Genomic DNA, 13521 nt, shown 5'->3' on the forward strand with positions numbered 1-13521 from the left:
GTTTCAGGCGACCTTCGCCCTGGTTGCGGATGCCTGCTGGATTTCCTCGAGGATCGGCAGCAGGTATTTTCTGAACTCGGTGTAGTCTTCAGTGACCGGGAAATGACCGAGCTTCTCCATCGTCCAGAACTTGCTGCCCTTGACGAGATCGGCGGCGATCTTGGTGTCGGCCGGGGAGGTATTCGGATCGTATTCGCCCGTCAGGAAGTACAGCATGCACTTCGACGTATCGATCTTGCTCGCCTCTTCGGGCGAGACATTGTGGTCGTAGTAGTAGTAATAGAGGTCACCTGCGAAGACGCCCGGACCGCCGCAGCTATATTCCCACTGGATTTCGCGGACATTGGCTTCTGGTGAGTAGGGCGAGATATTGAGCATCATCGCCGCGCCTATGGAGGTGCGGTTCACGTTTGGGTTGTCGAATTCTTTCCTAATGCCTGCCATGCCGACATCGACATATTCGGCAGCCGAGCGCAGTGCCCCTTCGACGGAGATAGTAGCGCGGAAGTTGTCGGGGTAATTCGACGCCAGATCGATAGCAAGATGTCCGCCCATCGAGCTACCCATATAAACGGGGCGGTCCAGACCAAGCGCCTTAGAGAGTTCCAGTTGGAAATCCATCATGAACTTCTTGGTCATGTTGTACTCTTTCTCCCACCAGCGAACGCCGTGTGGAGGAAGAGACTTCCCGTGATAGGGCAAGTCGAACGCGATAACGCGGAAGTTCTTGGTCACGTCTTCGTCGCAGAGCGTGTGGCGGTACTGGCGGCCGTCGGAGCCCGCCGTGTGACCGACAAGCAAGGGAATGCCCTCTCCGGCTTCCTCGTAATAGACGCGATATTCGATGCCTTCGATCGTCAGGTAGACGTAACGGCCCGTGATTGGATCATGCCTGGTCATGCTGCTACTCCTTCCGGGCAGGCTTCGCGCATCAGGTTCGTCATGCGATTGAGCGCAGGGAGATACGCGAAGGTTTCGTTATTGTTGCTAAGGAACAGACCGTGTTTGATGTTTGACGACTGCAGGCACTGATAAAACGGCCGCGGCTTCTTCTGGAGAAGCGCGTCCCACTGTTCACCCGTGCCCCGGATGACGATCTTGCACTTCTCGTCGTCGTAGGCGGCTTCTTCGACCTTCACCATCTTGCCGTCTTCGAAGTGGAGTGCGACGCTGCGGGTCGGAAAATCGCATTTGATAATGCCGTTGAGATAACGGGTTTCGCGCTTGAACTCGAAGTCCTCCAGCGCCAGTTTTTTGAACTTCTCGAGATCGATGGCCAAGTTCGGCTCCTCCCTGGTTAAAACGGCGCGGCCGATCCACGCCTTTCAAAATTTTCCGCCACGCCCAGCGGCGGCGGCTTCAGATGCCCATTTCGTTGAAGACCTCCTGGGCGTTTCGGAAGCTGTCGATGCCCGCCGGTACGCCGGCGTAGATCGCGACCTGCAGGAAAATCTCCTGGATTTCCTCCTTGGTGAGGCCGTTGTTGATCGCGCCGCGCACGTGGCCCTTGAGCTCATGCGGACGATTGAGAACAGAGATCATGCCAAGGTTCAGAATGGACCGCGCGCGCCTGTCGAGGCCTGGTCGATTCCAGATCTCGTTCCAGCAATACTCAGTGACGAGCTGCTGCATAGGCCAGGTGAAGTCGGTCGCCTTACCGAGTGCTGCGTCGACATAAGCATCGCCCATGACTTCACGACGCGTCGCCAGCCCTTGAGCGAACTGTTCCGAAGGGACAGGCCGCTCCTTGCCGTGTGTTTTCACTTTCGTTTCTTTCGTGGCGGTCATTCGACAACGCTCCTAGCTTTACTGTCTACGACAAGATCAACTGATTATCAGACAATCTGTCTGTTTCGCGCGAATTCTCGAGTTTCCGAGGCTAATTGTGATCTTCGACGTATCGGATGATGCGGGTATGGTCCTCGGATGGGCCTAGCGCCTTCTGTGCAGCATCCCAGGCGTCTGCTGTGCTGGCGAGAGCATCGAGGCGAAGACCAAGCGTCTTGGCGAGATCGGCGGCGATGCGGATATCCTTGGCCATCAGGCCAATGGCAAATCCCGACCCGAACGTCTCAGAGAGGATGAACTGCTTCATCTTCACTTCGGTGGCGTTGTTCTTTCCAGACGACGAGTTGAGAATATCGACGATCGTCGCCGGCTCCAGGCCGAAGGCACGTCCAAGAAGGACACCCTCGATCGCCGCGAGCACACCTGCACCGGATACGAAGTTGTTAATCGCTTTCATCGCGTGACCCGAGCCAACTGGCCCCGTCCGGAACACCTGTTGTCCCACTGCCTTTAGCAGCGGCTCGGCCTCCTCGATATCAGCATCCTCCCCACCGGCCATGATTGTCAAGGTGCCAGAAACGGCGCGCTTGACGCCTCCGGAGACCGGGGCGTCAACCAGCCGAAGGCCACGAGAAGCAAGTTCGAGACCGAGTTCCCTTGTGTCGTTTGGAGCAGACGAACTCATGTCTATGACGACGGCATTTTGCTTCAGGCCGCCACAGGCGTTTTCGCCCAGCAGCGCCTCGCGCACGATCTTGCCGTTCGGAAGCATGGTGATCACGAAACTGGCCCCGACCATGGCGTCAGAAATCGTTTCGGCGGCTCGCCCGCCCGCATCAGCGAGCTTTATCTTGGCGTCTTTCGAGAGGTCGAAACCGGCGACATCGAAGCCCGCCGAGATGAGATGTTGAGCCATAGGTTGGCCCATCGCGCCCAGCCCTATAAAGGCCACGCGCGTTGCGTTGAGTGTCGATGACATTTTTTCCTCCGGACGCGTGCGAGCAATGAAACCCGCCTTCCTTCAGAGAGGATTAAAAAGATTATCAGACAATCTGTCAATCGAAATTTTAAGTTTCTGGCGCTGCGTTCTTCCGGAGGTATTCAAGTGCGACCTTGGCAGCCTGGTCGATATGGAATTTGCAGGCCGCCGCCGCCAACGGCCCGTTGCGATTCTGGATTGCGTTCGCAATATCCCTAATTTCGGCAATGCTATGCGCAAGCCGTCCCGGTTGCGTCATGGTTGTCATTCGAAGGAGATTTATCCGATTATGCAGAGCTGTCAGCATTTGCCTTACGAACACGTTTTTGCTGCCGTCCATCAAACAGTTGTAAAACGCGTTTTTCGCATCTATGAGGCGCGCACCGACGCCACTTTCGGCAGCGGCTTCGAATTCGACCACCGCGGCTAGAAGTGTCGCTATGTCGGCGGCAGTGCCATGCTCAGCGAACTGCTGGCCCGCGAATCCTTCAAGAAGAGCCCGAACGGTATAGAGTTGCTGCGCTTCCTCGTAGGTGATCGTACTGACGACCGGTCCCTTATGGGGATAGCTTGTGATAATGCCTTCAGCTTCGAGCTGTCGCATTGCCTCGCGAACCGAGGTCCTGCCGACGCCCAGCATTTCGCAAAGTTCTCGCTCTACCAGTCGCTGGCCGGGCTTAAATCGCCCACTGGCTATCGCCTGACGTAGAGTCTCCTCAACTTTTACGCGCAACGTCGCACTTTGTCTGGATATCTGTAGGTCCGTCTGCATCGCCCGCCAACATCTGTAATCGGCTCACGCCGCGCTAAATCATTCTCTACATATGGAGGCATTCGCTCTTAATATCAATCCAGATTGTCTGAGAGCTGCCAGCCTCAATTGATCTCTTCGCGACAGCTTTGCCTGCTCGCCGTGTCTGACAGCCATAGACTTGCGGGCTCTTAAGTCGCGGATAGCGCCGCCAGCGCGATCTGACACGGTCCTACAGCTATGGCCTTGAAGTCGTCAGCGCATAGACTGGTGAGAGGGACAGAAGACGGCGCATATCGTGCTCGGTGGCCGCTCGCCTCGCAATCGCAAAAACTTCAAAAAATCTCGAGGCATGGCTAAGAGAAGGTTGGGCATCACGCATATTGCTGTCTCGGCGTTTTAAAGAACGCCGGACGATCTTGCTGCCCGTCAGAGGTTCGATCAGCCTCGCGCCCGCATTTCAGCCGAGGCAGTGTCTTCAAGCCATACGTTTTCCAGCCATTGCCTGAACGCGTTGACCTTTTCTGATCTGAGCCGCGAGCGGACATATGTGAGCGTGTGGCAACGAAGGTTGGGGCCTGTCATCCCGAACGGAAGGACGAGGTTACCTCTTTCCACATCCCGTTCAAGAAGCCGGTAGCTCTCCAGGCACACGCCGCGTCCTTCGACAGCGGTCGCGATCGCCATAAACGCATCGCGAAATCGAGCGCCGCGATTGACGTCAATCGCCAAGCCGTGGTCCTTCGCCCATTGTTGCCAGCTGTAAAGCGTCTGCTCCGACTTGATCAAGGTGTGGCCCACCAGATCCGATGGCTTGCGTATGGGCCGCTCGCCATTCGCCACCTCGGGAGAGCAGGCTACGACGATTGTCTCAAGGGGGAACTCCTCCGCCGCGATAGAGCCCAGTCGAGGAGCGCTGCCGTAGCAGATATCGACATCGACCGAGCCATCGGACAATTTTGCAGGATCCGATGTAGACAGAAGCCTGATTTCGATCGAGGGATACAATTCTTCGAACCGAGGCAATCTTGGCATAAGCCATAGCGAAGCCAGACTTGAAGCACAGCCGACGCTCAGGACGTCGACGCTGTTGCGCCGGCACACCTCATCGGTCGCCTGCTCAATCATCGAAAGCGCTTCTGAAAGATCACGGTGGTATCGCTCGCCAATCTCGGTGAGCGACACGTTCCTTCCAATGCGGTGAAAGAGTTTTTCCCCAAGGTCGTCTTCCATCAGCCTGATTTGGTGGCTGATCGCCGAGGGAGTAAGCTGCAGCTGGGCAGCAGCCTCGAGAAATGAACCCTTTCTGCCGGCTGCGACGAACGACTGTATTGCACGAATGGATGGAAGTGACGTCATCACGTTCTCGATCCATAGACATCTGATCTAAGAGCACAGCGGGTCATAGCAATGCTACCTTGCGCGCGGCACGGTGGCCAAACTCGGACCGAATACTCTCACCTGCAGCAATCCGCTTGATGTCTCCGAGAACTTGCGAGAAGTCTGCGAGGCTCGAGGTGCCAAAGCCCATATAGACCTGCTTGAACAGCTGATAGAGGGTCTCATAACGTCCGCGCGTGCTCGGATCAGGCTCAAACTTTCTGTAGCCCACGCACATGGCTGCCTGAGCGCTCTCGATTGATCCATGATCTTTGGATGCAAGAGCGGCGAATATTCCCGAACCGAGACCGGTCGGAATACCGTCGGGGACCAATATGGGCTTGCCTATAACATTGGCGTAGATCTGGTTGAGGATGTCGTTCCTTTGCGGGATACCTCCCCCATTAATGACGCGGTTGACTGGAACGCCGTGCTGCTCCATCCGCTCCAGGACAACCCGTGTGTGGAAAGCCGTACCTTCAATCGCGGCATACAGTTCGTCCTGCGCTGTATGGCCGAGATGCCAGCCAAGCGTCATTCCACCAAGGTCGGAGCGGACGAGAACCGTCCGGTCCCCGTTGTCCCAGGGGAGACGCATCAGACCGGTCTTTCCGCCTTCGATGCTTTCCAGGCCTTCAGCGAGCCTGGACACCGTCGTGCCGGCACGTCGTGCTATTGCGTCGAACAGGTCGCCTGTCGCAGACAGGCCTGCCTCAACTCCCACAAGGTCTGGATGTGCACTCCCTGGGACGACGCCGCAAACACCGGGGATTAGCTTCACACGTTCACTAACGGCAATGATACAGGTCGACGTACCGATCACATTGACGACGTCCCCCAGACGGCAGCCAGCGCCAATTGCATCCCAATGGGCATCAAACGCACCCGTGGGAACTGGTATCCCGGCGGTCAGGCCGAGTCGTTCGCCCCAGTATGTGCTGAGCCCACCTGCGATCGAAGCAGAGGTCTGATATGTTCCGCCAATCTTCTCGCGCACGCCGTCGAAAAGCGGATCGACGCGGGACAAGAAAGCCTGCGAGGGCAAGCCACCCCATTTCGGGTTCCACATCCACTTGTGTCCCATGGCGCAGACGCTGCGCACCATGCGAGCCGTGTCGGTCACTCCGGTGAGGACCGCGGCTGCCATGTCGCAATGTTCCACGGCGGTCCCAAAGCGCTCGCGCTGGTCGGGGTTGTGGCGCATCCAGTGGAGAAGCTTGGCAAAGCCCCACTCGTGGGAATAGGTTCCGCCGCACCATTCAATTGCTTCAATGTGCATGTCGTGCGCCATCGCCGTTATCTCTTCGGCTTCCGCTTTGGCGCGGTGGTCACACCAGAGGTAGTAGTCCCCCAAAGGCTGCATATTTTTGTCGACAGGCAACACCGAGGACCCCGTCGTGTCGACCGCAATCGCGCGGATCTCCTTGGAATCTACGCCGCATTCGTCGATCACTCGATGCATCGCCAGCACAAGCGCTTCCATATGATCTACGTGGGACTGCGTTGCCAGGTCGGGATCGGAACGACGCCGCTCGAGAGGATATTCCGCGACGCAGGTTCCAAGGGAACCCTTCTCGGAATTAGCTAGCGTTACCCGCACGCTCAAGGTTCCGAAATCAACTCCTGCTACAATCGACATGATAATCCTACTTGAAACTGTCTGGCTGGCCGTAGGTCGCCGACTGGCCGTGCTTGCGTTGATAGTGGAGGTCCAGCAAAGCGTCGGAAATTTCTGGATCGTCCTGGTTCAGTTGCCGGGCGTGGAAGGCAATCTTGGCGACAGCCTCGAGCATCTCCGCGTTATGAACGGCGTCGGCTGCGTCCTTGCCCCAGCAGAAGGGACCGTGATCGTTAACCAGGGCTGCGGGGACGGAGAGCGGCGCATTGTTTCCGAGTGCCTCGACGATGACCTTGCCCGTGTTGCGGACGTAACCGTCTATGATTTCGTCGTCGCGCAGCTTGCGAGTAACGGGGATCGTTCCGTTGAAATAGTCGGCATGGGTCGTTCCCATGGCAGGGATACCCCGGCCGGATTGGGCCCACACCGTCGCGAAGAACGAGTGCGTGTGGACCACGGCACCGATAGACTTGAAGCTTTTGTAGAGTTCCAGGTGCGTATCGAGATCAGACGAAGGTCGCAGCGTGCCCTCTCGGATATTGCCATCGAGGTCGGTTACAACGATATCTGCGATCTGCATTGCCTTATAGGAAACGCCACTCGGTTTGATGGCGACAACACGCTTCTCGCGGTCGATAGCGCTGACGTTACCGAACGTCGAGATGACAAGGCCGCTATCGTAGAGCGCGGCATTTGCATCAAGAACGGACTTGCGGAGCTCGGAATATTTCATCATCGTCTCCTCAGGCCTTTTGGCGGCGACTGAAACGATCGGCTGCCACGGCGATCAGGATGATCGTGCCGATGACGACCTGGTGCCAGAAGGTGTTCACGTTGAGCAGGTTGAGCGCGTTGCGGACGACCGCCATCAAAACGGCACCTACGGCGGTTCCAAAAAGAGTGGCGCGCCCGCCGGACAAACCCGTTCCGCCGATAACCACGGCAGCTATGACATCCAGCTCGTACCCCTGGCCGGCTTCAGGCATGGCGGCTTCAAGGCGCGAGGTGAGCAGAACGCCCGCGAAGGCCGACAGGACCCCGACCAGCACGTAAACGGCGATCTTGACCTTGTCCGTGGGGATGCCGACCAGCCGGGCAGCGTCCGGATTGCTGCCGATCGAGAGAACGAAACGGCCGAAACGCGTGTAATAGAGAAGGTAGAAGGCGATCGCGAAGACGATGGCGGTCAGAATGACCGGAACTGGAACACCGCCGGCATAGCTCTGGCCGATCATTCGGAAGGCGGGGTCGGAGGCTCCGACGATCGGAATACCCTGAGTGTAGACCATCACGATACCGCGGCTGATGACCATGATGGCCATTGTGGCGATAAAGTCCGTGATCCCGACCTTGGTGATCAGGATGCCGTTCACCAGTCCGATCACCGCACCGACCGCAATCCCGCCTGCGCATGCCAGAGGAACGGGATAGCCAAGCACAATCAGGTTTGCGGTCACAAGACCGCTCAGCGCAAGTGTCGAACCGACGGAGAGGTCGATGCCCCGCATCCCGATCACAAAGGTCGCTCCAAACGCGATCACGGCAATGGGGACCGCCTGACGAAGAACGTCAGTCAAGTTGCCGAAGGTGAAAAACCGCGGAGCGGCAAAGCCGAGCGCCACCAGAAGAACGACGAAGGCCAGATAAACGCCGGCATTGCCGCCGCTGCGTGCGAGCGTAAGGGGCGAGCGCGGGCGTGTAGCTGCAATATCAGCCATGGATACCTCCCTGAAGATGATGGCCTTGCGGCGGCCTCACCGAATGAAGAGCGAGTGTTTCTTCCTTGGAGGTCGCCGCATCGACGACCGCCGAGATCCGTCCTTCGAACATGACCGCGACCCGGTGACACAGTCCAAGAAGTTCCGCGTTGTCGGCGGACACCACGATGACAGCACAGCCGTCTTTCGCAGCAGCCTGGATGAGGGTGTAGACCTCGGCCTTGGCACGCACGTCGACGCCACGCGTTGGCTCCTCAAGCATGAGCACCTTTGGCTGGGTGAGCAGCCAGCGAGCAAGCATGACTTTTTGCTGGTTACCGCCGCTCAGCGATGTGATGTCGGCACCGGGGCCGTCGCATTTCACGCCGAGCTTGGCGATGTAGCCGGAGGCAATCTCGCGCTCCTTTTTCGGCATCAACGTGATTTTGCCGAGCGTTCGAAGGTTGGCGATAGAGAGGTTCCAGCCGACATTGTGTTGTGGAAAAATCCCCTCGGTTTTACGTTCGGCGGGCAAGAAGGCGACGTGTTGACGAATAGCGTCCGTCGGGTCCGAAATCGCCGCTTGCTTTCCGTCGATCAGAATCGAGCCGGTCTCATGCGGGATCTGCCCGAAGATTGCCCGCAGGAGCGCGCTCTTGCCTGATCCTTCGAGACCCGTGACGCCGAGGATTTCACCCTGGGCTACCGAGAAGGTGATGTCTTCGAAGACACCCCTTTTCGTCAAACCGCGAACGTCCAACGAGGGTTCGGACCTTGCCGGGACGCGGGGAGGAAACTGTTTTGCGAGAGAGCCGCCGATCATCGCACTGACGACCTTGTCTACGTCGAGCTCCGATACGGGCAGGTCTGCGACCGCGCTGCCATCGCGCAAGACCATCACGCGGCTGACGATGCCGAGGAGTTCCTGGATCCGGTGAGACACATATATGAGAGCTTTACCGGCCTGCTGAAGCTTCTTGATGATGGCGAACAGCTGTTTGCGTTCGACCTCCTCGAGCGCTTCGGTCGGCTCGTCCATGATGATGATGTCGGCGTTGCTGCTAATGGCTTTGGCGATCTCGATCATCTGCCGATGCGAGAGGCTAAGCTCTCGAACTGGCCTGTCGAGAGGTACGTCGGCGCCTAACTCGCCCTTCAGGATACGCGAGGCGGCTGCCCGCATGGCCAAATGGTCAAGCGGTGATGCACTTGCACGCCCGTGGCGCAGCTCCCTGCCCGCGAATATATTTTCGGCGGCGTCAAAGTCCGGAAACAGGCTCAGCTCCTGGTAGATGATCGCGATGCCGGCCCTGGACCCGTCTTTGGGATTGTTCAGATCGACCACCTTACCTCTGACAGCAATGGTGCCTTCGTCGCGTGCATATGCACCAGAGAGGATTTTCATGAGCGTCGACTTGCCTGCGCCGTTCTCACCGACCAGGCCGAGAACCTCGCCGGGATTGAGTACGAGCTCGATGCCATCAAGCGCCTTCGTGTTGCCGAAGCGTTTGGCAATGCCTTTCATCTCGAGCAGCGGAGCGTTTGTCATTCAGGTCGCCCTTTTTGAGTGGGCGGCCCCGCGCGAGGCGGGGCCGCGTACTGTCACATCTACTTCTGCTGGACGTAGACGTAGTCGTTCTGATCGAAGGTCTTGATGTTCTTCGCATCGTAGGTTTTGGGCGCCACGAAGATCTTCTTCGGCAGGGCGGTGCCCTTCATCACGAACTCATCCACCGCTCGAATGATGTTGCGACCTTCTTCCTTGGCCCCGGTGTCGACCGTTGCTGCAAAGTCGCCGGTGAGGATCGCGTCGTTGGCTTCCTTCATATTTTCGTAGCCGACGATTGCCACCTTGCCGTTCAGCCCCTTAGCCTTGAGAGCCTGCAGACCGCCAAGGGCCATCTCGTCGTAGAGCGCGACGAGAACTTCGATATCGGGGTTGGCGGTGAACATGTTTTCAGTCACCGACAGGCCTTGGGCACGCACCCAGCCAGCCGGCTGCTGAGCGACGATTTTGAAGTTGGGGTGCTTCGAGATGACCTCGTTGAAACCCTTCATGCGCTGGCTCGTATGCGGACCGGGCAGGCCCTCCAGGATCCCGAGCTTGACTTCCTTGTCGCCATAGGTGTCAACCAGCCATTGCGCCTGCGCACGACCACCATCACTCTGGTCGTAGCCGATATCGCTGACATAATATGGGTTGTCGGCGACGGGTGAATTGAAGAGGAAGATCGGAATGCCCGCCTCGGTGGCGCGCCGGATGGAGGGCAGCAACGCGCCTTCGTTGTATAAGGCAACCGCGATCGCATCCACACCGTCGTTGATCCAGGCTTCCATGGTCCTGATCTGGTCGTCCGTGGCAGACTGGCTGCTCGGAGCTTGCACGAGAAGCTGGATAGTGCCGTCGCCACCGCGCTTATCGATTTCTTCTTTCACGCCAGCCAGAACACGCTGATAGTAGGTGTCCATCGCCGTCGGCAGGAAGCCGACCTTGAGCGGGCGGTTATCCTTCTTAGCAGGTTTGACTTCCTGGCCTGTGGGCTTGATGTCCTTGTCCATCAAGATGCCAGGAAACACCTTCGAATAATCCAACTGCTGTGCAAGCGCTGGGCTGAAGGAAAGCGAAGCGGTGAGCCCGAGAGCAGCACCGAAGATTAACGTCCGTCTGAAAATTGTCACATGATCCTCCCTGGTCGTGACAAGACAAAGTTTTCCCAACCGCGGAACGGGTCCGCGGCGAAGCTTAGCAATCTGAGATTCAAATCTTCGGCTTACAGTCCCGGTGCGATCGTGAAGACCATCCGGATCGGGTTGGAGCCGTAGTTTAGGCACTGGTAGCTGATGCCGCCGGGCAGGAAGAAAGACTCGCCGTCACGGATGTGAAAGGTTTCGTCGGTATCCGCCAAATAGAAGGTTGCGGGGCCTTGCAGAACGTAGAAGACTGCGTCCCCTCCATGGCTGTCGGGTTCGCTCGCGCGCGGTCCAACGCCACCCACAGGGATAGTCAGCTCTCCGACGTGCATGTAATCGTTGCTGACGCAGAACTGGATGAGAATGGGATGATCGCGGCCGGAGACGATGTTCAGACGATCGCTTTTTGCGACCTTCACCAGGTCGCCCCTCTTGCGCGCCTGAGCGCCGTCTACTGGATAGGCTCCGAGTTTCTCAAGGCTCATCACGCTCTCCCTTCGTGCTTATAGAGGCGCGTCGGCCCGTCATAGCCGGTCGGAGGGCCATTCTCGTCCCAGATACGCGGTGCGATGCAAAACAGGATAACTGCAGCCTTGTCGCTGAAGTTATAGCCGCGATGCGGAGCGCCCTTGGGGATAAGCACCGCGTCACCGGGTCCGAGTTCCTCTGTCTGCCCGGTTTCGGGGTTTAGGAGATGCACAACACCTTCGAGGACATAGTACACCTCGTCACCCGCGTGAATGTCGGCCGGGTCGAAGTTGCTTCCCGGCGCGAGCTGATAGATGCCAGTGGTCTGCTGGTCCGTGCTGGCGAGCAGGTAGTTGAGGTCGCTCGAGTACGGCTTCGTCCCCGTATAGATGAACATCTTGTAGCTACCGCGCGTCAGATGGACCGGCTTCTTTTCGCTGGGCGGATGTGGAAAATTGCCGAAGTAGCTTGGCAGTTTTGGCATTTTAGTACCTTAGGTCCGGAGTTCGCGGAGCAGCGACTTGAGAAGCCGCCAGGTCGGATCGACTGTCGTGTGGTTGAGGCGCTCGCGCGTGGTGTGGACGTCGAACGCTTCCGGTCCGATCGACAGCATGTCAATGTCAGGAACCTTCTTTCGAAAAAGGCCGAGCTCGAGACTGGAGTGAGAGACTTCCACATGTGGCTGCTCGCCGAACTCGCGCTCGTAAGCGGCTTTGGCGGCGTTGAGCATTCGCGAATGAGGATTGTATGGCCATTCCGGGCAATCCGCGAATGTCTCCACGCTCGTGCCGTTGCCGATGAGTTCTGACAGCTGCCGGATTTTGTCGACGATGTTGTAGCGACGGGAGCTGACGGCGCTTGGGACCGTATTGACGATTTCGATGGCCTCTTCATCGCTTGAAAGCAATGCCACGGTGTTGGAGCTCTCGACGAGGCCCTCGACCTGAAGGCTTTTGCTCTGGACGCCGTTGGGAAGTAGGTTCAGGGTATCGACCAGCGCCCGGGCGGACTGAGCCGAGAAGACTTCAGTAATCGGCCTCCCTGACTCGCTGACTGTGACCTTGAGGTTGGGATCGCTTGCTTTGTACTCAAGCGCAATCGAAGCCGCTTCCGCTTCAATTCTCTGTCTGAGATCGACAATCCGCGAGGCATCGATCGAAATGAGCGCCTCCGCCTCACCCGGGATAACGTAACGGTTCACGCCACCCTTGACTTCGGCTACGCTGGCCCCAGCATCCCGGATGGCAATCCGGAGCAGCCGTCCGAGCTGGACGATCGCGTTAGCGCGTTCAAGATGGATGTCGAATTCGGAATGACCGCTGCTCAGGCCGGAGATCCGCAGCGAAAGGGCGGCCTGCCCCGAAACGCGCGGTTCCCACTGAACCGGAATGTTGAAGCGCACTGAAATATCGCCAGCGCAGCCTGCGAAAAGCGACTTGGGATCGTGCCAGTTCATGTCGAGAAGGCGCTTACCGCTAAGCTTTGTGCCGTCGAAGTGTTGTGCGCCGCCCTTGCCGACTTCTTCTTGAACCGTCAGGACCACTTCAAGCGGCGGATGCGGGATATCGTCGGATGCCAGCAACGACATTGCGAAAGCCACACCAACGGTGTTGTCCGCCCCAAGGGTTGTCCCCGTCCCATGGATGAAATCGCCGATAACCTGAAGTTTGATGCCTTCGTTCTCAAAGTCGTGGTCAACACCCTCGTCGCTCTCGCAGACGATGTCGGTATGCCCGTGAAGAATGACGGTCGGCGAGTTTTCGTAGCCGGGTGTGCCGGGCTTCTTGATGAGGAGATTGTAGATCTCGTCTTGGTAAACCTCTAAGCCGCGTGCCCGGGCAAAATCGGCGATGTGATCGCTGACCTGCTTCTCGTTGTAAGAACCGCGCGGGATCGCACTTAGCTCTTCGAAAAAGCCAAAGAAGATCGCCGGTTCGAGACCAGCAAGAATAGAATTGTCGCGTTTATCTACAGTTTTTCCAGCGGGGAAACTCATTCGGCCCTCCTCCTAATACGGCATCTGCGCAATACTTCTTCCCTCGCCGAACATAGTCCGGCGACCTCGTAAACCGTATTGCATCTCATCTTACGCGCTAAGGCGATCCAGGTTCAGATGCCCTCCACGCATCGAACCATCTCTGCTTTCAGC

Annotated in this window: 14 protein-coding genes; all 14 read right to left on the bottom strand. The window is 57.8% G+C overall.

Translation table 11 applies throughout. From position 1 onward, the window contains the following. Nucleotides 1-3 precede the first annotated feature (3 nt). The 14 genes from ATY77_RS19965 to ATY77_RS20030 all read right to left on the bottom strand — a co-directional run bounded on the left by ATY77_RS19965 (nucleotide 4) and on the right by ATY77_RS20030 (nucleotide 13368). Entirely contained in the window at nucleotides 4-900 is an 897-nt protein-coding gene (locus tag ATY77_RS19965) for an alpha/beta hydrolase (protein ID WP_064843734.1), read from the bottom strand. Continuing rightward, a complete protein-coding gene (locus tag ATY77_RS19970; RefSeq protein ID WP_088688511.1) occupies nucleotides 897-1280 on the bottom strand; it encodes a hypothetical protein in 384 nt (127 codons plus the stop codon). Before ATY77_RS19970 ends, ATY77_RS19965 begins: the two co-directional genes overlap by 4 nt. A 79-nt stretch (nucleotides 1281-1359) precedes the next feature. Beyond that, nucleotides 1360-1788 carry a carboxymuconolactone decarboxylase family protein gene (locus ATY77_RS19975; protein WP_176439447.1) on the bottom strand — a complete coding sequence of 143 codons (429 nt, stop codon included), beginning with the start codon at nucleotides 1786-1788 and terminating at the stop codon, nucleotides 1360-1362. Between the two features lie 91 nt (nucleotides 1789-1879). Beyond that, the gene (locus ATY77_RS19980; protein WP_088688512.1) at nucleotides 1880-2767 is read right to left on the bottom strand and encodes an NAD(P)-dependent oxidoreductase; all 888 of its coding nucleotides are present in this window, start codon (nucleotides 2765-2767) and stop codon (nucleotides 1880-1882) included. A gap of 88 nt (nucleotides 2768-2855) precedes the next feature. Then, a complete protein-coding gene (locus ATY77_RS19985; protein WP_015341888.1) occupies nucleotides 2856-3539 on the bottom strand; it encodes a GntR family transcriptional regulator in 684 nt (227 codons plus the stop codon). Between the two features lie 420 nt (nucleotides 3540-3959). Then, the gene (locus ATY77_RS19990; protein ID WP_088688513.1) at nucleotides 3960-4877 is read right to left on the bottom strand and encodes a LysR substrate-binding domain-containing protein; all 918 of its coding nucleotides are present in this window, start codon (nucleotides 4875-4877) and stop codon (nucleotides 3960-3962) included. A gap of 43 nt (nucleotides 4878-4920) precedes the next feature. Beyond that, nucleotides 4921-6537, bottom strand: a complete 1617-nt coding sequence (locus ATY77_RS19995; protein ID WP_088688514.1) for a ribulokinase — start codon at nucleotides 6535-6537, stop codon at nucleotides 4921-4923. Between the two features lie 7 nt (nucleotides 6538-6544). Next, complete coding sequence (gene araD, locus ATY77_RS20000) at nucleotides 6545-7249, bottom strand: L-ribulose-5-phosphate 4-epimerase AraD (protein WP_088688606.1); 705 nt, start codon at nucleotides 7247-7249, stop codon at nucleotides 6545-6547. A 10-nt stretch (nucleotides 7250-7259) separates the two neighbouring features. Further along, the gene (rbsC, locus tag ATY77_RS20005) at nucleotides 7260-8234 is read right to left on the bottom strand and encodes a ribose ABC transporter permease (RefSeq protein ID WP_040140044.1); all 975 of its coding nucleotides are present in this window, start codon (nucleotides 8232-8234) and stop codon (nucleotides 7260-7262) included. After that, complete coding sequence (locus ATY77_RS20010; protein ID WP_088688515.1) at nucleotides 8227-9762, bottom strand: sugar ABC transporter ATP-binding protein; 1536 nt, start codon at nucleotides 9760-9762, stop codon at nucleotides 8227-8229. Before ATY77_RS20010 ends, rbsC begins: the two co-directional genes overlap by 8 nt. A 59-nt stretch (nucleotides 9763-9821) precedes the next feature. Further along, nucleotides 9822-10892: a sugar ABC transporter substrate-binding protein gene (locus ATY77_RS20015; RefSeq protein WP_004129729.1), complete on the bottom strand. Its 1071-nt coding sequence runs from the start codon at nucleotides 10890-10892 to the stop codon at nucleotides 9822-9824. A 92-nt stretch (nucleotides 10893-10984) separates the two neighbouring features. Beyond that, nucleotides 10985-11389, bottom strand: coding sequence for a cupin domain-containing protein (locus ATY77_RS20020; protein WP_088688516.1), 405 nt, complete (start codon nucleotides 11387-11389; stop codon nucleotides 10985-10987). After that, a complete protein-coding gene (locus ATY77_RS20025; RefSeq protein WP_088688517.1) occupies nucleotides 11389-11856 on the bottom strand; it encodes a cupin domain-containing protein in 468 nt (155 codons plus the stop codon). Before ATY77_RS20025 ends, ATY77_RS20020 begins: the two co-directional genes overlap by 1 nt. Before the next feature lie 9 nt (nucleotides 11857-11865). After that, nucleotides 11866-13368 (bottom strand): aminoacyl-histidine dipeptidase, encoded by a 1503-nt coding sequence (locus ATY77_RS20030; protein ID WP_088688518.1) that lies wholly within the window; start codon nucleotides 13366-13368, stop codon nucleotides 11866-11868. Nucleotides 13369-13521 lie beyond the last annotated feature (153 nt).

This window comes from Rhizobium sp. R634 (genome assembly GCF_002211305.1).
Lineage (GTDB): Bacteria > Pseudomonadota > Alphaproteobacteria > Rhizobiales > Rhizobiaceae > Rhizobium.